Origin of the sequence: Onishia taeanensis (genome assembly GCF_013349955.1) — a bacterium.
GTDB lineage: Bacteria > Pseudomonadota > Gammaproteobacteria > Pseudomonadales > Halomonadaceae > Onishia > Onishia taeanensis_B.
In genome coordinates this window covers 1-22,719 of record NZ_JABVXC010000010.1, presented here as the reverse complement: position 1 = coordinate 22,719, position 22,719 = coordinate 1, and the positions used below count along the sequence as shown (strand labels likewise).

The window sequence follows — 22,719 nt, the reverse complement described above, 5'->3', positions numbered from 1 at the left end:
TAACAGGACCGCCCATGACTGACATGATGAAACTGCTATCCGACCTGACACCGCTCAATCGCGTAGTCTGCTCCAGCGACTTTGACGATACCATTCGCTACATGCAGGACATTCTGCCATTTCGAGAGCATACCTATTTTGCTGATAATAATTACAACGGTTGGGTGATTCCCAATAAATGGGATATCAAAGCCGCTAGAATTGATTATCAGGGAAAAACGATCTACGAGAGCGGACATCCGCTGGCCGTCATGGCTCTCTCCACTTCTTTCAGTGGCACCGTGGATCGCGAGGAACTGCGGCGTCACCTCCATTACGATCACCGTTACCCCGATGCTGTCCCTTTCCACTTCCGTCAGCTCTTTCGTAGTTGGCAGCGAGACTGGGGGTTCTGTGTGCCAAAAACCTTCTACGACGGCCTACATGAAGGGGAGTACGATGTTCTGATTGAGACTGAAGAGGCGCCGGGGATATTGCGGGTGATAGATTATACCCTCGAAGGGAAATCCCCTGAAACGATCATTTTTGCTGCCAACCTGGACCACCCCGGTGTGGCTAACGACGGCCTATCCGGTGTAGCGGTGGGAGTGTCCCTGTTTGAGGCATTACGCCGGCGAGAGGAAAAGACCAACTTCAGCTACCGTCTGGTACTGGCACCAGGAATCATCGGCAATGAGTATTATCTGGGCCACCTCGCTAGCGAAGAGAAAGAGCATTTGCTAGAAGGAATAATGCTGGAAATGCTAGGTTCTCCTACCGAGCTGGCCCTTCAGCATTCTCGTCATCGAGAGTCCAACATAGAGTTAGCAGTGGCCGAGTCGCTAGTATCTAATGATTGTGAACATCATACCGGCGAATTTGAAAGCGAGTTACTTAACGACGAGTACATCTGGGAAGCCTATGGCATTCCCATGGCATCATTATCACGCTTCCCGTATCCCGAATATCACACCGATCACGATAATCTGGACTTGATGAAAACCGAAAGGTTGGAAGAGGCCGTGAAGGTGCTGCTGGATGCTGTCGAGACGTTGGAGTCAAGTCCCATCATCCGCAAGCGTTTCTCAGGCAACATCTGCCTGTCCAACCCCGAATATGATCTGTACATTGACCCTGGACAGGTCGCCTTTGGCGATATGCCTGACGAACAGCGCCGTCGCATGCGATTGCTGATGGATACCATCCCAACCCTTAATCGGCCTACGAGTATCAATATACTAGCTGAGCGTGTTGGCCTACCACTATCGATGGTCGAGAACTACCTCAAAAAATGGGTCGGTCATGGCTTGCTGGAAATGACCTGATTTTTAGCTGGTTTAGAAGGTTGGTTGTTTGAAATTCTGTGTTTCTCGGAAGCTTCTGCTCTTCTTCGAAAGAATTTCTACCCTGCCTTGGGGTGAGTGAAATGTTGAAAAGTATAAAAGAACTGTATTCACTATTAAACAAGGAACAGCGTTCTAAACTCCTCGTTATGCAGGTGCTGGTCGTTTTCATGTCTTTTTCTGAGCTGGCAGGTGTTGTCTCTGTTGGACCCTTCATGGCCCTGGTCGGCGATATGAGTCGACTCGAAGGTGATTCGCTGTGGGCTGAAATCTATCGTGCCAGCGGGGCATCTTCCCCCACTGATTTTATCTTCTGGTTTGGCGTTGGTGTGCTGTTGCTTCTAAGTCTTACCACGCTAATATCCATATTTGCCACCTGGCAGCTAGAGATGTTTGGTCACCGTGTCGGGGCGGAGCTTTCTAGCCGCTTGTTTAAACACTACATGTACCAGCCTTGGCTATTCCACGCCAATGGCAGTAGCAGTCAGCTTTCAAAACAAATAGCACAAGAATGCCAGCGGGTTACCGTCTCTGTGATAATTCCATTGATGAACATGAATGCCAACGCTGTAATGGCAAGCCTGATGGCAACAGTATTGTTCGTTTATGACCCGCTAGTGGCAACAGTTGGCTTGTTGATTTTCACCACCGCCTATCTTCTTCTCTACCGCACAGTGCGCCGTCGTTTGATTAACAATGGGACAACGGTTTCGGACACCCAGGCGCTAAGATTCAAGTTGATGGCGGAGGGTTTCGGCGGCATTAAAGATGCACTCCTGCTTGGGCGGCAGCGCGTATTCACCGAACGCTTCGAAAAAGTAAGCCAACGCTTTGCCAATGCACAGGGCACTACCTTGGCGATGAGCCAGGTGCCGCGCTTTGCTATGGAGCTGGTCGCATTTGGAGCAGTGATATTCCTTGTGCTGTATCTCCTGGCTGCTCATCAAGGCAACTTGGGTACCATCCTGCCAGTACTTTCCGTGTATGCCCTGGCTGGCTTCAAGCTCCTTCCGGCCTTCCAGCAGATTTACTCCAGTGTTTCGCGGGTACGTGGTAATCTGGCCGCATTCGAGTCAATGCGTGATGATCTTCACGCCAGTGTGGTCAGCAGTGTTGTTCAGGAGCGAGCGGATCCCGAGAAAGCTGGCCGCTGGGTACCTCGACAGTCCATAGAATTTCGCGACGTCCATTTTACATATCCGGGTAAACAAGCGTCTGCCGTGGCGGGATTGTCACTTAAGATTACCGCTAACCAAGTCATCGGTCTTGTTGGAGCCTCGGGTTCTGGGAAGTCGACTGCCATCGATCTCTTGCTAGGGTTGATCGACCCCGTAAGCGGCCAGGTACTCATTGATGGCGAGCCTCTGACCGCGATCAACAAACGCGCCTGGCAGAACAGTCTTGGCTTGGTACCACAGAGTATTTTCCTATCTGACACCAGCATTCGCGAGAACATTGCTTTTGGACTTCCGCCATCTGACATCGATGACGCACGCGTGGAGCGGGCGGCGAGTCTGGCGAATCTCGACGAACTGATATCGCAGCTTCCTGAAGGGCTAGAGACCGATGTGGGTGAGCGCGGGGTCCAGCTTTCTGGCGGGCAGCGTCAGCGGATCGGTATCGCGCGTGCCTTGTATCACGATGCCGACGTACTCGTGTTGGATGAAGCAACCAGTGCCTTGGATGGCATCACTGAGCAGTTGGTGATGGATGCTATCCATGAGTTCTCCGGCACCAAGACGATCGTTCTCATTGCTCATCGCCTTGCGACTGTGAAGCAGTGCGACTGTATCTACCTAATGAAAGATGGACGAGTTATTGATCAAGGGCGATTTGAGGACCTGGTCATTCGTAATGATACCTTCAAGCGGATGGCAGAGCGGGCCTGATTCAACTCAAAATTTTCAATGATCATTGAGGTCCGCCAGTAGGTGGTGTTGGCTTGTAATACCCTTTAATAAAATAAGAAACAGTTTTCGTAGCTGGGGAGTCGTTTAGGATGAAAAATATTTTCTTTCTTCTGTCAGTGAGTGAGCCTTTCTTTTCTGACTGTATGGAGTTGTTCAAGAAAGACTCGCGTAGCAAGGATGTGTACTTGTCTTGCTTCTCATATTGTAACAAGGGTGACAATGACTTATCTGTCTTTGATCATGCTGTTTATTTTAAAGATGTTCTTGATTCGAGAGAGCGTTTCAGTGAGAAAGAGTGCCTTCAGCAAGCGAGGCGGATGGAAGATGAGTATCAGTTCGTCTTGTCAGGTTTGATTCATGCTGAGCGTAATTTCGATCGCTTTGGCAAGCAGGATGCATTCCGTACTGCTGTTGTGATGGCATTAAAGATAGAAGAGATTCACTCATTCAAGCCGATTGAGATGGTGGTGTCAGAAGGGCTGGATGACTTTTTGAGCATGTTTTTATACTTTTTTTCGAAAAAGAATGGCTTGCCTTTCAGGTATCCCGTGCGGAGCAGGATCGGCACCGGTTTATACCTTTCTGACGGTCCAGATGGTCATGTTGTCAAGAAAAGCTCGCATAACAAGGCTAAGTCCACGTATGAAGCCGATGCCTATATAGAAAGTTACTTGAAGGAAAAGGTTCAACCATCATACATGGTTGCCAATAGGCGCTTCTTCAAGGTGGCTAGTAAGCAAGACATCCTCACTTTGGGGAAGATGTTGGTGCTAAAGGATAGAAACACAACCTTTCACGCATACCAGAACCCCTCTAATGCGTTGATGAAGAGATTGATTCGCATAATCAATGCTTCAAGATACGCTTCATGCTTGAAAAAGAATGAAGCTGACCTTGAGGCTTTGTCAAATACGGGCTTGAAGTACTTTATTTATCCGCTGCATTTTCATCCAGAAGCATCAACCCTTATAAAGGGGCGTTGGATAAATAATCAGCTTCAGATTATAGAATTCATCTCAAAGTCATTGCCTTCAGACTGTGTGTTACTTGTGAAAGAGCATAAGGTTTCTATAGGTAGAAGAGAGAGAAGTTTTTATGATGAAGTGGTCAAGCACCATAATGTGATGCTGGTGAGCCATCAGTTAAACCCCCATGACCTAATCAAGGGATCGTGTGGTGTGGTGACTATCTCTTCTAGCATGGGGCTAGAGGCAATATTCCATGATAAAGCCGTTATATGTTTTGGTGATGTTTTTTACAACCGCATAGGTGGCGTAATAAATGCTCGAAATATCGCCAATATGGATGAGTATGTATTGCGGGCTTTGCAATTCAAAGGTTACTCAAAGGATGATGTGAAATGTCTTATACATGAGATAATAACATCCTCGGCTTTTCCCGATAAGGATTTTAGCCCACATAAATATGCAGAAGAACACTGTGAGATCTTCCTGGATTTGCTCTCAGAAGATATTGACTCTGTCATCAACGGGGAAAGGTTGAGCGAAGCAGTGGCATAGCTTTATATCAGGAAATTTTCATGCCGGTTGCCTAGTTATCTGATGTCGATTTTAAAGTAAACCCCATGTCGATTATTGCCCCCGCAGGAGATTTAAATGTGCGGAATATTCTTTTGCAAAGTTCTCGATGAGGCAGGTTGCGGCCATGTCGACCTGGATGGGCTATTTGCGAGTGCTCTTGAAAAGATGAGGTATCGGGGAGAAGATAATGTAGCGGTTAAGCAAATAAACGGGCTTTACTTTGGCCACTCTCGCCTGGCCATAAACGGACTGAATTCGGCTTCCGATCAGCCTGTAGTAACTGATGACTACGCTCTTATATTCAATGGGGAGTATTATAATTATAAAGAAAATTATCCTAGCAAGGAGTCAGATACGCTTGCGCTATTTGACCATTTACAGGAAAAAAACTATACCCATTCTTCTGTGAATGGGCCGTATGCTTATGCATGGTACGATATAAAAAATGATATGGTTTTCTTTCGAAGAGATTTTTTTGGCGAAAAACCGCTGTACTACTATGTGGATAGAAAGATTTTTTTGGTTTCTTCAACTTTGAAGTCGATTGTCCATTTTGTTAAGGGGGTTGGGGGCAGTATTGGTTTAAATGTTGACGCTTTACGCAGTGACTATTTTTTTAACGGCTTTGTGAGAGAGCCAGAAACTATTTGGGAAGGGGTGCTGGAAATCCCACCCAATCATACTCTTGTCTTGGCCGGGGAAAGTGTCTCACTGAAGAAAGAAGTGGTGTCTAATTCAAGAAGTCGCGATACTAAAAAAGCCGAAGAATACTTTAAGTCTTCATTGTTGAGCAGAGATGTTGATGCTGCTTTGTTACTAAGCTCAGGTGTTGATTCGAACTACCTTCTAGTTAAGTCAATTGAAGCGGGCTCGGGGTTGTCGCTGGTTACCTACGGCGGTAATGATGGGGAAGGCGAAGTTGAGAAAGTTAAAAAAAACCTGTCCAAGTTGAAGTTGGATGAACATTTGTATAAGCATTCTTCTCTTATAGCGAAAGATAGTTGTAAAAGAATCATTGGTGAAGAATTGAGGTGTTACGCGGCTATCATAGAGCAGCCGACTTCCGATGGCTTACAGGTCAATAGAATATTACAGCACATGAAGAAAGAATTCCCCAGTTTAAAGGTTGTATATTCTGGTCTTGGAGGTGATGAGATGTTCGGCGGGTATCCAACCTTTAAGAACTTTTTTATTATTAATATTTTGGTTGATTTTCCGGGTGTTAATTTTGTCGTCCCTAAGATGAGAAGATTTGTTGAAGGGAGAGAAATTTTGGGGGAATGGGGCGTCTTGACGTACTATTTTCTATATAGGGCAGATCCGAACTACATAAGTATAGGAAATCATATTTCATTGAAAAGAGCTTATGAGCGATTCAAGAGTGGAGTTGATGATTCTGTGCCATCAGGTTTTTTTGAATGTTATGAAAATGACAAGAGTATGCAGATTAAGTTTTTAGAAACATTTGATTACTGTAAAAATCAGTTGCTTAGGGATATAGATAACATTGCCATGAACTATGGGGTTGAAGCAAGAGTTCCTCTTCTTAACCCATATTTGCTAAATGTCTCTGTAGACGGTAAGAAAAAGCTAAAAGAGTATGTAAAAGATAAAATCAAGGTCAACTTTGGAAAGAAAGAAGGTTTTTCTGTTCTTGATGGTGACTCTGCAGAGGTATATAAACGGTCATTGCTAGATAATCAAGAAATGCTCGAAAAAATATTTGGAGAGAGGGAGTTTGGCAGAATTTTTTCTTTAGATGTAGGCTCTATGAGAAAGTTTTCTATTGCTGCTGAGTGGTTGAATATAAATGTAGAATTTTGTGATGCGGATAGAAGAACTCTGGTTGCTAAATAATTTCAACCATGAGGATTGATGGTCAATGGTTTTGCATACTGTTGCATATAGAAATCTCGCCAAGATTAGGATTTTGGTAGCTTGCAGAAGTGATAGGGGCATTATTTTTGCGCACACGCACAGTGGGATGGTGAGAAAAGTCTTCACCCATGGATATGTCATTTAGCTTTAGGGAGGGGATGGCTTTTTATCTGTAGATGTTGATCTATTTTGACATGATAGGGGTGAGAAGTTAAGAGATAAGTTATAGAAGTCTTCATCGGTACTGTGTTTTTCCTATATAACTTTTTTCTTTATTTCCTGACTCATGTCTAAAGGTCTTTCTCTTACTGTTTGATAAAGAAAGTGGTCATATATAGGTTCGTTGAAGCGAGGGGGCATCACATGTCTAGATTTACCTATAAGAGGGGGTTTGTTGAGATCACTGAGGTGATGGATGATGAGGATTGCCTTGTCAGTAGTGGCGCCGATGTGTTTCTAACATTGGATCTCTTGTTAAAGAAAGAGGAAGCAACGAGGAAACCCCGTGAAAAGGGCTGTGTATGCCTCCTGATGCCTAGCTATGTTATTGATCTAAGACTTGGTGAGGATGAGATCTTTGGAAAAATTCATCGTAGCACTCGAAGAAATATCATTAAAGCAAATAAAAAAGGTGAGGTTGTCTATAACCGGATAACCAATCCATCTGATAGCGATATAATTATATTTTGTGAATTTTATAATCGTTTCGCTAAAGAGGTGGGTATAAAAAGGTGTGCTGTGGGCAAGTTGAAAGCGATTAGAGATCAAGGAGAGTTGTTACTTACGTCAGTATCAGATAAGTCTGGAAGGATTCTTTGTTCACATGCCCACCTGATAAATGGAAAACAGGCTTACGGAATATATTCCGCTCTCTTAAGGAGTATGGGTGAAGAGAAAGTCAATGGACAGTTAATAGGGATGGCTAATAAATATCTGGACTGGAAGAATATCGTGTACGCAAAAAAATGGGGCTGTGATTGGTATAATTTTGGCGGAAAAATTTTAGATCCAAAAGATGCAAAAGGTCAGGGTGTAAATGACTATAAAATCGCCTTCGGCTCGCAGGAAGCCTATGATTTTAGAGTCTACACTTCTAGGAGTTTACTCGGGAAGGCTTTTATTTTTCTCCTCCACTACTACTATAGGAAGAAGCGTTACATTGAGTACGGTTTGACTAAAGAAGTTTTGGGAAGTGTTTCATTTGATAAAATAAAATCGCCGGGTGGCCGTATGGACTATCAGTCAGACCGTCAATAGATATTGATTATAAATAGATGATAGGGAAGTGCGTGTGTGAGGTGGTGATGAATTTTATAGTCTACTATCCAGATAGAAATAGACTTGCTTCAGAATGTCTAGGTTTGGAGTTGGGGTGTTCTCTCCTTCACTTTTAAATTACCGAATATTTTAGCTGATAGGCATGAAAATCAAGGTGGTGGCGGTTTGGTAGTTATCCACTGATGTGATTTTCTAGCTCACAATTTTAGTGCAGTGAAATAGTGATCATAAGTGTCGGAGAAAACAGAGGTACTATATGAATAGCTCGCCCCTTCCTCTTGTGAGTTTTTACATGTCGGTAAAAAATGGCTTTCCTTTTCTTCAAGGGTCCATAGAGAGCATTAAGAATCAGACATATCCAAACTGGGAAGCCGTAATCGTTGATGACGGATCAACTGATGGTTCTTTTAGCTATTTACGGGATGTTGAGAAAAAAGATTCAAGATTTAAGGTTTTATCGAGTCAGGGCGGTGGGCGTGGAAAATCCTTGAATATGGCGATCATGCATGCCCAGGGTGAATATGTGGCTAATTTGGATGCGGATGACCTATCACACCCCCAGCGTTTAGATGTCCAAGTCGGTATTTTGTTAGCTCAAGGGATTGGTTTTTTATATAGTGAAACTAACTATATTCATGATGATGATGTTGTTGAGTGGAAACCCATTCCTCGGCCGTATTGTCAAAAGGTTGATGATGAATCAAGGGAGTTGATGAAGAGGAATCCTGTCAGCCACATAAGCGTAATTTGTTTGCGAAAAAATATTTTGCAAGTAGGAGGGTATAGTGAAGAGAGAAAGTCGCAACTTGACTATGAGTTATGGTTCAGGTTGGTCAAGGAGGGCGGGAGACTGCAGAAAACGAGCTACTCTCTTGCAGCTAAAAGAATACATACAGGACAGTCGTTTGAGAATAAAAAACGTATTTCTTATCTGCTGTCAACGGCATTGTTACAAAATAGAATAATCAGTGAAATGAAAGGGGGGTGGAGGTATCGCCTTTTTCCCTTTCTCCGCTTCTTCTATGGCTTGCTCCCACAAAAAATTCGTGTGCGTAGAGTGCTTTGACGGAAATTTAATTGCCAGGTTTGTAAAGATTGCTTATGAGTGGTTTTAGGTTTTAAAGGTGTTTTATTTTCTTTTAATGTAGTAAAGCACTCATAATGCTTCGAGAGAAGGGGGCGGCCGTGATTTTTATAATACTCTGGACCTTGGTGTTTGCAGGGGCATTAAGCCCTGTATATCTTTACCCGAGTGGCCAGCCACAGCCAACCGATTATGTGTTTGTGATCTTGGTGTGTCTTATTTACTTCCATTCAATAGCAACTGCAAGAGAGTTCCCCTTGGCAAGGATTCCGCTTTGTTGGCTGCTGCTAACATGCTGGGTCGTTATTCACTGCCTGGTTTCGTCATTAGTTCTCCAATCGTCTGAGTTCTATAGGGTGATGGCATTTTGGATATATAATACCGCAGTGGCGTCTTGTTTCTTATATATTGCCGAGTGTGGTGAGAAATATAGCCTGTATATCGAGCGTGCTATTTGTATGGGGTTGATAATATCTGGACTTGGAGTGGTTGTTTCAATTGGTGAGGGGGGGCGGACAACCGGTTTTTTCAACAATCCCAACCAACTTGCATTTTTTTCTTTGTTGGGTGTCTCGTCCTTGCTGGTGATTAACAGGATGTGCTTGCCACTTAAGCCCCTTACGGTTGCGGCAGTATTTTCCGGGATTGCCGGGATTTTCGCCGCAGCTTCATTGGCGGCAATCGCAGGATTCTGCTTGGTTGTTGTCGGGTACTTACTGGCTAATTTACAAGCTGTAAGACTTTTCAAGTTTTTGATTATGGTTGTGTTGCTCCTTATGGGCACCGTGTTATTTGACCATCAGGTGCTAACCGATATTTTCGAAAATGTTCATAGCCGGTCTCTCGTGGCAGGAGGTAAATTTGATTCGATAGGGGAAGAAAGGAATTATGATCGTATTGTTGCTTTCCCTGAATATACTATTGTAGGGGCTGGAGAAGGTCATTTAGAGCGTTTTTACCCGTATAATAAAAATGAAATACATTCGAGCTTTGGTAACTTGCTATTTGCTTATGGAATTCCTGGCATGACACTTTTTGTTATTTTGTTGTTTTCGCTTTTGCGGAATTCACCGCTGCCTGTCTGGTTCGTCGTGTCGGGCCCAATCGTATATTCTTTGACTCATATGGGGTTGAGGACAACATTGTTTTGGATTTTTCTTTCTTTAGTCTGGTCCCAATATGGAAAGAAGAAATCATGTGGGCTTGAGTCTTGGGTGCCAGGAAAGATTGGGCCAATGTAGTGTCAATGCTCAGGGCAGTTTGGTCTTGCGTCTTACCATATTTCGCTTATCTAGATTGTAATAGTCTTCGATGTTCAATTTTACTCTGGTGCCCGGTGTGCAGACCATCCTGACTGTAACAGCCTGCGGTGTCATGGCAATACACCAGATAATCAGACCGCCAACAGTATCCAGCCGCTGGTAATGCTTGCCTTGGTAAGTCTCTGCATACGCGTAGACCCTCCATTCAAAATCGATTTTTCCGACAAGACCAAGAAGCAGGTGAGTGTAGATGAAACGATTCCTGATGGTTGCTAGCTATGTTGAGTCTCTGGTCCACTTTCGTGGTCACCTGTTGGACTCCTTGATTGCCAATGGAATTGAGGTCCATGCCGCCTCGCCCGATGTCGAGTTTGGCAATATCTGGCGGCGGCAACTGGAGGAGAAGGGGGTCACGGTGCATGAGATCGGCATGCAGCGGGCCGGGATGAATCCGCTTGTCGATTTAAAGACCTTCGCCGAACTCTATCGCCTGATGCGGCGCATTCGGCCCGATATCGTCATGGGATACACCATCAAGCCAGTGATCTATGGGACCCTCAGTGCTTGGATATCACGGGTTCCCCGACGGTTCGTGCTGATCACCGGCCTGGGCTATGCCTTCACCACCGATGTATCGGGCCGGTGGTTCAGCAAGCGCAAGGGGCTGCTTTGGGTCGCACGACTCCTATACCGCGTGGCTTTGCGAGGGACCCATAAGGTGTTTTTCCAGAATCCCGATGACCAGACGCTCTTTCGGCAACTGAAGTTGCTGTCGGCCAAGACTTCCTCGCATGTCGTCAATGGCTCTGGAGTCGATTTGGTCCAGTACGCGGTTGCGTCACAGGCTAAAGGCCCGGTCAGGTTTCTGATGATCGCCAGACTACTCGGTGACAAGGGGGTGCGCGAGTATATAAACGCCGCCCAGCAGGTGCACCGTACCCATCCACAAGTAACGTTCGCCTTGGCCGGCTGGATCGATGACAACCCCGATGCCGTTGCCCAACAGGAACTGGATGACTGGATCGCCGAGGGTACAGTCGACTATCTCGGCTGTCTCGATGATGTACGGCCAGCCATCGCTGCCTGCCACGTCTACGTGCTGCCGTCTTATCGCGAAGGCACCCCTCGTACGGTCCTCGAGGCCATGGCCATGGGCCGAGCGGTCATTACCAGCGATGCGCCCGGCTGCCGCGAAACCGTAAGCGAGTCGGTTAACGGCTACCTGGTCCCGGTTCGCGATGTCTCACGGCTTGCCGACGCCATGCGGCGTTTCATTGATACTCCTGAGCTGATCGGCGCCATGGGTCGCAAGTCGCGTGAGGCCGCCGAGGCCAAGTACGACGTCGACAAGGTCAACGCGGATATTCTTAAGCAGATGGGAGTGGGGGCTAAAGCACGGGAAGGTCGTGTCGAGGTGGTGCCGACAGAACTGCGAGGCGTATATGACAAAACGACTCTTTGACGTCAGTGTTGCACTGGCGTTGCTCGTGGTGCTGTCACCACTCCTTACCATCGTGGCGCTGTCGATCGCATTCAGGTTGGGGCGCCCGGTACTCTTCCGCCAGCATAGGCCCGGCCTCCATGGACGGCCCTACGAGATCGTCAAGTTTCGAACCATGCGGGATGCGGTCGATTCACAGGGCAGACCACTGCCCGATGAGGCGAGGATGACGCGGTTGGGTACCTGGCTGCGCGCGACCAGCATCGATGAGTTGCCCGAACTTTGGAACGTCGTTAAGGGCGAAATGAGTCTGGTCGGCCCTCGACCGCTGATGATGGAGTATTTGCCCCGTTACAGTGCCGAGCAGCAGCGCCGTCACGAGGTACTTCCCGGCATCACCGGCTGGGCCCAGGTGAACGGACGCAACACGCTTTCCTGGCAAGAAAAGTTCGAGCTTGATGTTTGGTACGTGGATCACCGCACGGCTTGGCTGGATCTTCGTATTCTGATGTTGACCGTAAAGAAAGTATTTTGCCGAGACGGGATCTCGGCGGAAGGGCATGTGACCGTCGAAGATTTCTATGGCAACGATTGACGCTTCGAGCTAGGAATCATCTCTTTGTTGCATGAAGCCAATTCCATGGAGCCAGAGGAACCGGGGTATGTCCTACGATTATGCATTGCTTGCAGATATTTCGGGGCGTGTGGGAGGCTCCTTTTACATTTTCGATAGCGATCTGTTCGAGCGTAACTATCGAGCATTCAGGGACAGCCTGCGGCAGTATTATTCCAATGCGGATGTCGCCTACTCGTTCAAGGCCAACTATATGCCGGCCTTGGGGCGTATCCTGGATGACCTGGGCGGTATGGGGGAAGTCGTCTCTCGGCTTGAATACGATATTGCCAGACGGCATCTGCCGCCTGATCGGGTGATCTTCAATGGCCCGGTGAAGCGGGCGGAGGATGTGAAGCATTGTCTCGCTTCCGGTTCACGCCTCAACATCGATTCGTTCAATGAGATCGAGTATCTCGAGGCCTTGTCAGAAAGTTTCGATCATATCGAGGTGGGACTAAGGGTCAGTTTTTCCCTGGAAGGCCGTACCTCGAGGTTCGGTTTCTGTAGCGACAATGGTGATCTGGAAAAAGCGATCGAGCGGCTTCAAGGGATCGGTAATGTCACGGTCAACGGCATTCACTCCCACCTCAGCACGCGTGAAAAGAGCCTGACGTTGTTTGCTTCAAGATCGAGGAGGATGATTGAGTTGGCCGAGCGCATCAGCCCCTCCCGGCCACTGGAGTCCATCAATGTCGGGGGAGGGTTTTTCGGTGAGATACCGCCAGCGATGCGTGACCAGTTTCCTGCCGACCTTCCTTCCTTCGATGACTATGCGCGTACTATCGGTCGTATCTTCCAACAAGAGTACGGTGAACAGGGGCCGCGGCTGATCATAGAGCCGGGTATCTCTCTGGTTGGCGATACCATGGTACTGGTGGCCGAAGTCATCGAGATCAGAGAGCGGCAGGGCATCAGGTACGCGTTGTTAGACACCAGTATCAATGTCGTCAATCCGACGCATTCGACCGCTCGGCGATGCTTCACAATCGTGCCTCGCCAGGTGCTGCGCGAGCCCGGCCACGACCGCTATGTACTGGTCGGCAACACCTGCATGGAGCATGACGTCATTGATGCCGGTTACGCGGGCCGAGTGCAGCGAGGTGATTTCGTGGTCTTTCCCAATCGCGGGGCCTATTCGAACAACTATACGCCACCTTTCATCATGCCGCCGGTCGCGATCGTCTCGCCCCGCGGTGTCATCCATAAGGAAAGGGATGACGTGGAGAGCGTACTCGCGACTTACCGCTAGTGATCTGTTCTACCTGTGCCGACCGTCGGTCGGCGCCCTGACTGCCTGCAATTTCAATGACGACCTTCCTGGAGAATGGCGATGAACGTGTTGCTTACCTGCGTGGGGCGACGCAGCTACCTAGTGGACTATTTCAGGCAAGCACTGTCCGGTGAGGGCATGGTCATCGGTGTCGACATGGATGCTGATACCGCCGGCATGGCATGTGTCGACAAGGCGTATCTCGTACCAAGGGCTGACTCCAGTGATTATATTCCGGCGTTGTTGGACATCTGTACGCGGGAGGGTGTCGGTCTGCTGGTATCGCTGTCGGACCTGGACCTGGGGCCTCTTTCTCGCGCCATTGACGCTTTCGGGCGCATCGGCGTTAAGACGTTCGTCAGCGATCCCGATGTCATCGAGGTTGCCAATGACAAGTGGGCCTGTTTCGAGTTTCTTAAGCGCCATCACATCCCGAGCCCTCTCACCTGCCTGCAACTCGACGAGGTGCAACAGTATCTGCGTGATGGCCATCTTGCTTTCCCGCTGATGGTTAAGCCGAGGTGGGGCATGGGCTCGGTCTCGTTGTTTAAGGTAAACGACGTCGAGGAGTTGGCATTCTTCTATCACCATGCCCGTAATCAGGTTCGTGACTCCTTCCTTAACGTGATCAGTCAGGAGGATATCGACCACTCTGTGATTATCCAGGAATGGCTGGTAGGCGATGAATTCGGCATTGACGTATTGCATGACTTTGACGGCGAGCACATTGCCACGGTGGTTAAGCGAAAGCTTGCCATGCGGGCCGGAGAGACCGACAGCGCCATCACCGTAGAGGATAGTAGGGTCGCGAGCACCGCTGAGCGCGTTGCCGCGTTTCTTCGCCACAGGGGAAACCTGGATATCGACATCATGCTCGATGCCAACGGTTTGCCGCGTGTACTGGAGCTCAATGCGCGATTCGGCGGTGGCTATCCTTTCTCGCACCTTGCCGGTGTCGATTTTCCCAAGGCATTGATCGAACTGGCGGAGGGGCGGCGCCCCGCTCCTTATCTGTTGCGTCCATCGATCGGTGTAAGGGGCATGAAGCATATCGTGCCGACCGTATCCTCAGCCTCACGTGCCGACAGGGCACTTGAGGTGTTACCCCAAACAGAAGGCAGGGCCAGCATGCAGATATCACCGGCCGGCAGTCGGCGTTCCGTATAGCAACGTTGCCTTGGAGGGCGCCAGAATGCTCAATTCTCATTTTTCTCCCTGGCCTGCTTTCACTGACGAAGAGGCCGATACCGTCAGGCAGGTGCTACTTTCCAACAAGGTGAACTACTGGACCGGTAATGAAGGGCGTTTATTCGAAAGTGAGTTTGCTCGCTTTGCGGGTACCGAATACGCCGTTGCTGTTTCCAACGGCACCACAGCCCTTGACTTGGCAATGAAGGCGTTGGGAATCGGTGAGGGTGACGAAGTGGTAGTCACTTCTCGAACCTTCATGGCGTCGGTGTCCTCCATCGTCACCGCTGGAGCAGTGCCAGTGTTCGCGGATGTCGATCGCGACTCTCAGAACATTACGGCGAGTACGGTGGCACCCTTGATTACGCCGCGCACCAAAGCCATTATCGCGGTCCACCTGGCTGGCTGGCCCTGTGACATGGAGGGCCTGATGTCGCTGGCAGAAAGCCATGGTCTCTATGTGATCGAGGACTGTGCCCAGGCTCACGGTGCCACCTGGCATGGGCGTAGCGTCGGGGGGCTCGGGCATGTGGGGGCCTGGTCGTTCTGCCAGGACAAGATCATGACCACCGGCGGAGAGGGAGGCATGGTCACCACCAATGATCGGGGCTTGTGGCAACGGATGTGGGCCTATAAGGATCATGGCAAGAGTTGGGAGGCGGTCTACGAGCGCGAGCACCCGCCAGGGTTTCGCTGGCTGCATGAATCTTTCGGCACCAATTGGCGTCTCACCGAAATGCAGGCCGCCATTGGTCGCCTGCAACTGCGCCGTATGCCCGACTGGACAGGGCAGCGTCGTGACAATCTTGAGCGCATTTGGCAGGCAGCGCGAGCCTGTGGCCTGCGTGTTCCTGAGTTGCCAGGCCATGTCGGACACGCCGCCTACAAGGCTTATGTATTCGTTGATCCGCCGTCGCTTCGGCCAGGCTGGGATCGTGACCGGATCATCGGCGAAATTCAGCAGCGAGGGGTGCCGTGCATGGGGGGGAGTTGTTCCGAGGTTTATCGCGAAAAGGCCTTCGATGACACGGGATGGCGGCCAGCTCGTGCCCTGCCGGTCGCCGCCGAACTCGGGAAGACAAGCCTCATGTTTCTTGTCCATCCCACCTTGACCGAGGAGGAAATTGATCGCACTTGTCTGGCGTTGCAGGACGTCATGGCCTTGGCCGTGGATTGACCTTCTTAGCATTGTGAATATACGAAGCGAGTCTATACATAACGCCCCTGATCAAGATGTCTTGGTCGGGGGCGTTATGTGATGTGCAAGTGTTAGGGTTTGTGCGAAAAGTCAGCGAGCGCAGGTAGTTTTCGCACAGAGCCTAGAGCCGCAAGTCGGCCTCGCCATTCCCCAGCAGGTACTTCAGGTCAAAGAGCACGTGGTTGGGCTTGCCCCAGGAGCGTATACGGTCAATGCCATAGTCGCGGAACTCATTGTGGGCGACTGCCAGTATCATCGCATCATAGCTGCCTTCATCCGGCCGCTCGACCGGGCGGATTCCATAAGCCTTTATGGCTTCGTCACGATCGGCATGGGGGTCTAGGACATCGACCATGACGTTGAAGTCCGCCAGTTCGCGAATGATATCGGTGACACGTGTATTACGCAGATCCGGGCAGTTCTCCTTGAACGTCAGGCCTAAGATGAGCACTCGTGCGCCTTGTACGTGGATCCTTTCCTTAATCATCTGCTTGACCAGTTGGCCAGCCACATAGGCGCCCATGCCGTCATTGATACGGCGGCCTGATAGAATGACTTCCGGATGATAGCCCACCTGCTGGGCTTTGTGCGTCAGGTAGTAGGGGTCGACCCCGATGCAGTGGCCGCCGACCAGCCCTGGCCGGAAAGGCAAAAAATTCCATTTGGTTCCTGCCGCTAGCAGCACCTCTTCGGTATCAATCCCCAAGCGGCTGAAGATCATGGCCAGCTCGTTGATCAGCGCAATGTTCACGTCACGCTGAGTGTTCTCGATGACCTTGGCGGCCTCCGCCACCCTCATTGAACTGGCTTTGAAGGTGCCCGCCAGGATGACCGATGCATAGAGCGCGTCGACGAAGTTTGCCACATCGGGAGTTGAGCCTGACGTCACCTTTCTGATCGAGGTGACTCGATGTTCCTTATCGCCTGGGTTGATGCGTTCCGGACTGTAGCCGGCGAAGAAGTCGCGATTGAAGGCAAGCCCCGAGCCTCTCTCGATGACAGGAATGCATTCCTCTTCGGTGGCGCCAGGATAGACGGTCGATTCATAGATGACGATATTGCCTGGCGAAATGACCTGGGCCACCGTCTGGCTGGCCTTGAGCAGCGGGGAAAGGTCTGGGCAGTGCTGTGCGTCTATCGGCGTTGGAACCGTGACTATATAGACATTGCATTCCCGCAGTCGCTCGACATCATCACTGAAGTCGAGTTGTTTGGCGTCTCTGAGTTCATCGAATGAGACTTCTCGCGTGGCGTCTATGCCATCGGAGAGCTGCAGGATGCGATGGGCATTGATGTCGAAGCCCAGCGTCGGATAACGCTTGCCGAATTCCACGGCCAAAGGCAAGCCGACATAGCCTAGTCCAATCACGCCAATACGAATAGAATCCAACTTCAGGGTCAGGTCCATGATCCATTGTCCTTGTGATAATCAGAAGTGGCTGTCCTTGGCCAAGGCCGCGGTCGAGAGGTTGAGTTGAGCTGCTGACACCACTTTTTGTGCGGCAGGTGATGGGATGGCAGCTCTTTGGCTTACTTGATGCTTTTCGCTGTCAACGACGGCAGACTCTGTTGGCTGATAGGCCTTTGCATTCCCGTATCGCTGGAGCCAGAGCAGGTCGGAAATAGGGTGGTTAGGGTGATAAGCGATGGGGGCCTCCAGCAATAACTCTCTGATAACTTCGTGCTGGACCTTGGTCACGGCGTTATGCAAACGATGAAGGTAGTCTTCTAGACGCGGCCATTCCCAGCAGGTTTCCCATGCAGTCATGATGCGTGGATGTGCCGTCGATGTGGTATTGGCGCCGACCAACAACTCCTCATATAACTTTTCTCCGGGTCGCAAGCCGCTATAGTGGATAGCGATGTCGCCCTCCGCGCTGTCCTCGGAGATCAACTCCAATCCTGAGAGTCGAACCATTTGCTTTGCCAAATCGGCAATTTTGATTGGTTCACCCATATCCAGAACAAATACATTACCGCCACTGCCCATGGCACCCGCCTGAATTACCAACTGCGCGGCTTCGGGGATGGTCATGAAGTAACGCGTTATATTGGGGTGGGTCACCGTAATCGGCCCGCCATCGCGAATCTGGCGCCTGAACAAAGGCACAACGGATCCGGAAGAGCCCAGGACGTTGCCAAAACGAACCATGCAGAAACGCGTCTTGGTCTGTTCACTGGACAGGGCCTGGCAGATGAGCTCTGCAATACGCTTGGTCGTACCCATGACATTGGTTGGCCGCACGGCTTTGTCGGTCGAGATCAAAACGAAGGTTTCAACGCCGCAGTCGATAGCTGCCTGCGCCGTCTTCAGCGTGCCGAAAACATTATTGCGAATGCCTTCGGCCATATTGTGTTCCACCATTGGCACGTGCTTATAGGCCGCGGCATGATAGAGCGTCTGCACACCAAAGCTGCGCATTAGAAGCGTGAGACGTGGTCGATGCTGAACGGATGCCAGTAGTGCCTTGATGGAAATATCGAGATGATGACGCTCAGCGAGTGTCTTGATTTCTTGCTCCACTCGGTAAAGGGCATACTCACAGACATCCAGCAACAGCAACTGGCGTGGCTGCTGTAGCAGAATTTGCCGACTCAGCTCGGAACCTATCGAGCCGCCTGCTCCCGTCACCATCACGACCTTATCCAGGATATTGGCTTGCATCAGTGATGGTTGAGGTGGAACGGGATCGCGTCCCAGAAGATCCTCGACGGTCACGTTGCGAATGTCGTTGATTTTCGCGCGACCGGCGACAATGTCGGCCGTGCCCGGCACGGTTTGCACGGGAATCATCAACGGCTCAAGAGCACTCAAAATGGCTCGTCTCCTCGCCCTAGTCGCGCTGGGAATCGCTAATAGAATCCGCTCAATGCCGTAGTCATTGATAAGCTTGCCCAACTGCGTCGGGGAGTACACTTCCAGCCCCTCGACATGTGTGCCATGCATACCGCGCCAGTCATCCACGAAGGCAACCGGTACATGTTGATCGCTATGTTTCAGTGAATTGACCAAGTGGGCCCCAGCGGCCCCAGCACCGTATATCGCGACACGTGACCGGTTCTTGATGCTGGCCCTTCTGTAGGCTGAACGAAGCAGGTAGCGGATACCGCCAATACTCACGAATGCCAGCAGGAAAAAGACCACAGGAATGGAGATGGGAGATGGCGCCCTAAGTGCGAAGCTAGCGGTGATGAGTGTTACCGTCGTGGCGACGAGCCCCTGCACGATGGTTTTCAGCGCGCGTTGATTGATATATCGGATGACCGCACGATAAAACCCCAGTCTGACGAAATAGTAGATACTGACAGGCAGTGTCATGAAGAATGCCAGCCAAGCTTCCTTGTCCAGTATCTGGTCCCAATGTTCGAATTTGATCAACATGGCGAGCAAGAAGCTGAGCGTCAGGGAGGTAGAGTCAACCAATACCTGGATGAGTCGCTTGTATACACGAGGCAACCTAAAAATGTAATCAATTGATTTGTACATTGCTTCACCTTCATCCCTGTGTTCGTGTGCGATCATTTTTTCTTCTTGAATCGCATTTTTTATAATTATTGTGTAAGTTTTCCTTGGTGCTCCGGTTATAAAATATTGCCTAGCAATCTCAGCGGCACCCTATTGCGTGCGCCGTGTTTTTTTGTGTTGCGCTGTTATCTTGTGTTGTCATATGATAAGAGATGTAAACTTGCTTCCCAAGATGGTTTTTCTAGTCCATTTCTGGCTGAGAAGGTAGAAATAAAAAGTAGGTTGCTAATGGCATGAGTACTAGACTTTTAATTATAAAAAAGCACTCGCTTTATTAGTAAAAAAGTCATTTGGCATTAGGAGGCTGATCACATCGGTGATGCTGACCATGCCAGAATGACTTATTGTTCGGTTGGCAGGTGGTAAGTCGGCAGGTGGTCCAGCTACTCGGGTGATGTAAAGCGGTGAGATGACTGTTTGTTAGTGATGAGCGTTGGCGCCTTGAGTCAGGCTCGGACACATTTGCTATACAGTATTTGTTGGGTTATCAGGCCCCTCGTCAGGAAATTGATATGAAACTATTGATCACGGGAATGGCAGGTTTCATTGGCTTTTCATTAGCTCGGCGGCTTTCCGGTAGGGGGCACCAGATCGTTGGCATTGATAACCTCAATGATTATTACGATGTATCGCTTAAGCAGGCGCGACTGAATGTGCTGTCAGAGTATGAGGATATCCATTTCGCCAGGCTGGACCTCTGTGATCGGGAGGGAATGACAGAGCTCTTTTCGAAGCATGGCTTTGACAGGGTCATTCATCTCGCCGCCCAGGCGGGGGTGCGTTATTCACTGGACAACCCTCATGCCTATGTCGATGCCAACCTGGTGGGGTATCTCAATGTGCTGGAGTGTTGCCGTCATCATGGGGTAGGGCACTTAGTTTATGCCTCATCCAGCTCTGTCTATGGCATGAACGAAACAGTGCCGTTTTCTACTCGGGACAGTGTTGATCACCCGGTCAGTCTCTATGCGGCGACCAAGAAGGCCAACGAGCTGATGGCCCATACCTACTCCCATCTTTATGACTTGCCCACCACAGGCTTGAGATTCTTCACGGTCTATGGGCCCTGGGGACGACCAGACATGGCGATGTTCATGTTCACTAAGTCGATCCTGGAAGGTCGGCCTATCGACGTCTACAACCATGGGGATATGTCACGGGACTTCACTTACATCGACGATATCGTCGAAAGCATCGTGCGGATTGCCGAGGTCGTGCCACAACGTGACCCTGACTGGCGGCCTTCGCTGGCCGGGCCGGATAGCAGTAGTGCCCCTTATGCCCTTTACAACATCGGGCATGGAAGCCCCGTCAGGCTGATGGATTTTATCCATGCGCTTGAAGGGGCGATCGGAAAGCGAGCCGAATGCAACTATCTTTCCATGCAGCCTGGTGATGTGCCACATACCTTTGCCGATACCGAAGCGCTCTATCAGGTGATCGGCTATCAGCCACGAGTGGATGTCTGTGAAGGGGCCAGGCGGTTCGTCGCTTGGTATCGCGACTATCATCGGGTTTGATGAATGGTATCCCGTCTAATATAGGTAGGCTGGGTCGATGACCACCGAGATGTGGCACCGGTTCAATAGCCGGTTATTGTTTGCTTTTCTGACGATGTTGATCGTGGTTCCGGGAGGGTATGCGCTGGCGCCACTGCTGTGCTTGGGTGCCCTCCTGGTAGCGGCGATAACGGGCGCCTTAGCTGCGGGTTGGCGAACCTCGCGACTGGATTGGGAAGACGGGCTGTGGTGCCTGGCGCTGCTGGTGTTCGCGGCAAGTTGGCTAGGTGATGTGGCGCGGACCCTTAAATGGCCGGAATCTGCTACAGGCAATGGCATAGGGTTGCCACTATGGCCCCTCGTGGGAGCTATGTCGCTGATCTGGTTACGTTGTCATGGCTCGTCGGCGCGTCATTGGTGGCTGGGGCTTTCTTGCGGCGCTATGGCAGCAGGCTTGATTGCGCTTTTTGAAAGACTCATTCTTTTGTACTCGCGTGCCAGCAACGACATGAATGCTATTCCGTTTGGCAATCTAGCCTTGCTGCTGGGTTTTCTCTCTTGGCTGGCAACACTTTGGTGGATGTACCGACTACCTCGCCTTCAGCGCTCCTATCGCCGTTACTGTCTCTGGCTATCTATGGCTGGTGGCATGGCTGGCCTGTTGGCATCGTTGCTATCCGGCACCCGTGGTGGCTGGTTGGCCGTGCCTCTACTCGCACTGATGCTCTATGTGGCCTGGCGCCAGATCCCCTTCAGGAAAGCGCGCCGGCGGCTGGTGGCGCGATCCATGGCAACAGGTGCGCTCCTGTTGGTCGTCATGCTGGTGGCTATTCCGGAAACGGGCGTCAGGCAACGCTTAGCAGGCGCCGTCGTAGACGCTCAAGAATACTGGCAGGGCGAAGATCGCGATGGCTCTGTCGGGCTTCGTCTGGAGATGTGGCGCGGCGGTTTGCAGCTTTTTGTAGAGCGGCCATGGACCGGATGGGGAGAGGGACGCCTGGAAGCTGCGCGAGATGCCTTGGTGGCAGACCATATCCTGCATCCGGGCGTCAGTTACTATGATCAATTGCACAGCGACATCATCGATACGGCGGCGAGAAGAGGTGTATTGGGGCTCTTGGGATTGGCTCTCTTATATGGCGTGCCGATCTACCTCTTCTCGAGGCGGCTTGGTTGCTGTTCTCCCGGCGTGAGGACCTTGGCCATGGCGGGATTGATGACTCCCCTAGCGTTTATTGTCTTCGGGCTGTCGCAATCCATGCTGCGAGATGTGCACGGCCTGAGCGGTTATCTCGGTCTCAGCATCGGTTGCTGGGTGATCTTGAGGCGGGAAGAGCGGCGCACGCTATCCCAGGAATGCCCCCGTGCCGACCGGCGTTATGCTGCCGAAGTCTTTGTCGGCAAGCCGTGATGAGCGGCATTGTTGGCATCTTCGCCATGCAGGAGGCCTGCACCATACCCATTCTGCCTTTGCATGTGTAACATTCCTGCCCGAAACGGCATCTACCTGGGTGTAAGCGGTTAGGCTCGGGTTGCCAGGGGCTTACAGGTTATTTATTGGCAGGAGTAGCGACATGAAAATCACCATTTTCGGCACGGGATACGTAGGCCTGGTCACTGGCACCTGCCTGGCCGATGTGGGGCATGACGTGATGTGCATGGATGTGGATGCCGACAAGATCGCTCGCCTGCATGAGGGCGAGATT

Annotated in this window: 16 protein-coding genes and 1 pseudogene; 15 read left to right on the top strand and 2 right to left on the bottom strand. The window is 50.3% G+C overall.

Annotation, left to right across the window (positions count from 1 at the left end):
- Positions 1 to 14 precede the first annotated feature (14 nt).
- The 12 genes from HUS66_RS12055 to HUS66_RS12000 all read left to right on the top strand — a co-directional run bounded on the left by HUS66_RS12055 (position 15) and on the right by HUS66_RS12000 (position 15,967).
- Positions 15 to 1,304, top strand: coding sequence for a DUF4910 domain-containing protein (locus HUS66_RS12055; RefSeq protein WP_175071160.1), 1,290 nt, complete (start codon positions 15 to 17; stop codon positions 1,302 to 1,304).
- Between the two features lie 101 nt (positions 1,305 to 1,405).
- Positions 1,406 to 3,211, top strand: coding sequence for an ABC transporter ATP-binding protein (locus HUS66_RS12050; protein WP_175071159.1), 1,806 nt, complete (start codon positions 1,406 to 1,408; stop codon positions 3,209 to 3,211).
- 110 nt (positions 3,212 to 3,321) lie between these two features.
- Positions 3,322 to 4,752, top strand: a complete 1,431-nt coding sequence (locus HUS66_RS12045; RefSeq protein ID WP_175071158.1) for a hypothetical protein — start codon at positions 3,322 to 3,324, stop codon at positions 4,750 to 4,752.
- A gap of 96 nt (positions 4,753 to 4,848) precedes the next feature.
- The gene (locus HUS66_RS12040; protein ID WP_175071157.1) at positions 4,849 to 6,630 is read left to right on the top strand and encodes an asparagine synthase-related protein; all 1,782 of its coding nucleotides are present in this window, start codon (positions 4,849 to 4,851) and stop codon (positions 6,628 to 6,630) included.
- A gap of 384 nt (positions 6,631 to 7,014) precedes the next feature.
- Positions 7,015 to 7,908 (top strand): hypothetical protein, encoded by an 894-nt coding sequence (locus HUS66_RS12035; protein ID WP_175071156.1) that lies wholly within the window; start codon positions 7,015 to 7,017, stop codon positions 7,906 to 7,908.
- 277 nt (positions 7,909 to 8,185) lie between these two features.
- Complete coding sequence (locus tag HUS66_RS12030) at positions 8,186 to 8,995, top strand: glycosyltransferase family 2 protein (protein ID WP_175071155.1); 810 nt, start codon at positions 8,186 to 8,188, stop codon at positions 8,993 to 8,995.
- 95 nt (positions 8,996 to 9,090) lie between these two features.
- Positions 9,091 to 10,254, top strand: coding sequence for a hypothetical protein (locus tag HUS66_RS12025; RefSeq protein ID WP_217488001.1), 1,164 nt, complete (start codon positions 9,091 to 9,093; stop codon positions 10,252 to 10,254).
- Positions 10,255 to 10,525: 271 nt separating this feature from the next.
- Positions 10,526 to 11,737, top strand: a complete 1,212-nt coding sequence (locus HUS66_RS12020; protein WP_175071153.1) for a glycosyltransferase family 4 protein — start codon at positions 10,526 to 10,528, stop codon at positions 11,735 to 11,737.
- Positions 11,718 to 12,311 (top strand): sugar transferase, encoded by a 594-nt coding sequence (locus HUS66_RS12015; protein ID WP_175071152.1) that lies wholly within the window; start codon positions 11,718 to 11,720, stop codon positions 12,309 to 12,311. Before HUS66_RS12020 ends, HUS66_RS12015 begins: the two co-directional genes overlap by 20 nt.
- 67 nt (positions 12,312 to 12,378) lie before the next feature.
- Positions 12,379 to 13,581: an alanine racemase gene (locus HUS66_RS12010; protein WP_175071151.1), complete on the top strand. Its 1,203-nt coding sequence runs from the start codon at positions 12,379 to 12,381 to the stop codon at positions 13,579 to 13,581.
- A gap of 81 nt (positions 13,582 to 13,662) precedes the next feature.
- Positions 13,663 to 14,769, top strand: coding sequence for an ATP-grasp domain-containing protein (locus HUS66_RS12005; RefSeq protein WP_175071150.1), 1,107 nt, complete (start codon positions 13,663 to 13,665; stop codon positions 14,767 to 14,769).
- A gap of 25 nt (positions 14,770 to 14,794) precedes the next feature.
- The gene (locus HUS66_RS12000) at positions 14,795 to 15,967 is read left to right on the top strand and encodes a DegT/DnrJ/EryC1/StrS family aminotransferase (protein WP_175071149.1); all 1,173 of its coding nucleotides are present in this window, start codon (positions 14,795 to 14,797) and stop codon (positions 15,965 to 15,967) included.
- Positions 15,968 to 16,109: 142 nt separating this feature from the next.
- Here the strand turns inward: HUS66_RS12000 and tviB are convergent, their stop codons facing one another.
- Positions 16,110 to 17,396 (bottom strand): Vi polysaccharide biosynthesis UDP-N-acetylglucosamine C-6 dehydrogenase TviB, encoded by a 1,287-nt coding sequence (tviB, locus tag HUS66_RS11995; protein ID WP_175071148.1) that lies wholly within the window; start codon positions 17,394 to 17,396, stop codon positions 16,110 to 16,112.
- A 21-nt stretch (positions 17,397 to 17,417) separates the two neighbouring features.
- Entirely contained in the window at positions 17,418 to 19,511 is a 2,094-nt protein-coding gene (locus HUS66_RS11990) for a polysaccharide biosynthesis protein (RefSeq protein ID WP_254628809.1), read from the bottom strand.
- 515 nt (positions 19,512 to 20,026) lie between these two features.
- On the opposite strand from HUS66_RS11990, the gene HUS66_RS11985 reads away from it, so the two are divergent.
- The 3 genes and pseudogenes from HUS66_RS11985 to HUS66_RS11975 form a co-directional block, all read left to right on the top strand.
- Positions 20,027 to 21,034 (top strand): NAD-dependent epimerase, encoded by a 1,008-nt coding sequence (locus tag HUS66_RS11985; RefSeq protein ID WP_175071147.1) that lies wholly within the window; start codon positions 20,027 to 20,029, stop codon positions 21,032 to 21,034.
- 37 nt (positions 21,035 to 21,071) lie between these two features.
- Positions 21,072 to 22,424 (top strand): O-antigen ligase family protein, encoded by a 1,353-nt coding sequence (locus tag HUS66_RS11980; RefSeq protein WP_175071146.1) that lies wholly within the window; start codon positions 21,072 to 21,074, stop codon positions 22,422 to 22,424.
- A gap of 163 nt (positions 22,425 to 22,587) precedes the next feature.
- Positions 22,588 to 22,719: pseudogene (locus HUS66_RS11975) on the top strand (UDP-glucose 6-dehydrogenase); the annotation flags it as partial.

Bases quoted from the DNA above. Each gene is read 5' to 3' on its own strand.
- HUS66_RS12055 (WP_175071160.1), top strand. From the start codon at position 15: ATGACTGACATGATGAAACTGCTATCCGACCTGACACCGCTCAATCGC.
- HUS66_RS12050 (WP_175071159.1), top strand. From the start codon at position 1,406: ATGTTGAAAAGTATAAAAGAACTGTATTCACTATTAAACAAGGAACAG.
- HUS66_RS12045 (WP_175071158.1), top strand. From the start codon at position 3,322: ATGAAAAATATTTTCTTTCTTCTGTCAGTGAGTGAGCCTTTCTTTTCT.
- HUS66_RS12040 (WP_175071157.1), top strand. From the start codon at position 4,849: ATGTGCGGAATATTCTTTTGCAAAGTTCTCGATGAGGCAGGTTGCGGC.
- HUS66_RS12035 (WP_175071156.1), top strand. From the start codon at position 7,015: ATGTCTAGATTTACCTATAAGAGGGGGTTTGTTGAGATCACTGAGGTG.
- HUS66_RS12030 (WP_175071155.1), top strand. From the start codon at position 8,186: ATGAATAGCTCGCCCCTTCCTCTTGTGAGTTTTTACATGTCGGTAAAA.
- HUS66_RS12025 (WP_217488001.1), top strand. From the start codon at position 9,091: ATGCTTCGAGAGAAGGGGGCGGCCGTGATTTTTATAATACTCTGGACC.
- HUS66_RS12020 (WP_175071153.1), top strand. From the start codon at position 10,526: ATGAAACGATTCCTGATGGTTGCTAGCTATGTTGAGTCTCTGGTCCAC.
- HUS66_RS12015 (WP_175071152.1), top strand. From the start codon at position 11,718: ATGACAAAACGACTCTTTGACGTCAGTGTTGCACTGGCGTTGCTCGTG.
- HUS66_RS12010 (WP_175071151.1), top strand. From the start codon at position 12,379: ATGTCCTACGATTATGCATTGCTTGCAGATATTTCGGGGCGTGTGGGA.
- HUS66_RS12005 (WP_175071150.1), top strand. From the start codon at position 13,663: ATGAACGTGTTGCTTACCTGCGTGGGGCGACGCAGCTACCTAGTGGAC.
- HUS66_RS12000 (WP_175071149.1), top strand. From the start codon at position 14,795: ATGCTCAATTCTCATTTTTCTCCCTGGCCTGCTTTCACTGACGAAGAG.
- tviB (WP_175071148.1), bottom strand. From the start codon at position 17,396: ATGGACCTGACCCTGAAGTTGGATTCTATTCGTATTGGCGTGATTGGA.
- HUS66_RS11990 (WP_254628809.1), bottom strand. From the start codon at position 19,511: ATGATCGCACACGAACACAGGGATGAAGGTGAAGCAATGTACAAATCA.
- HUS66_RS11985 (WP_175071147.1), top strand. From the start codon at position 20,027: ATGAAACTATTGATCACGGGAATGGCAGGTTTCATTGGCTTTTCATTA.
- HUS66_RS11980 (WP_175071146.1), top strand. From the start codon at position 21,072: ATGACCACCGAGATGTGGCACCGGTTCAATAGCCGGTTATTGTTTGCT.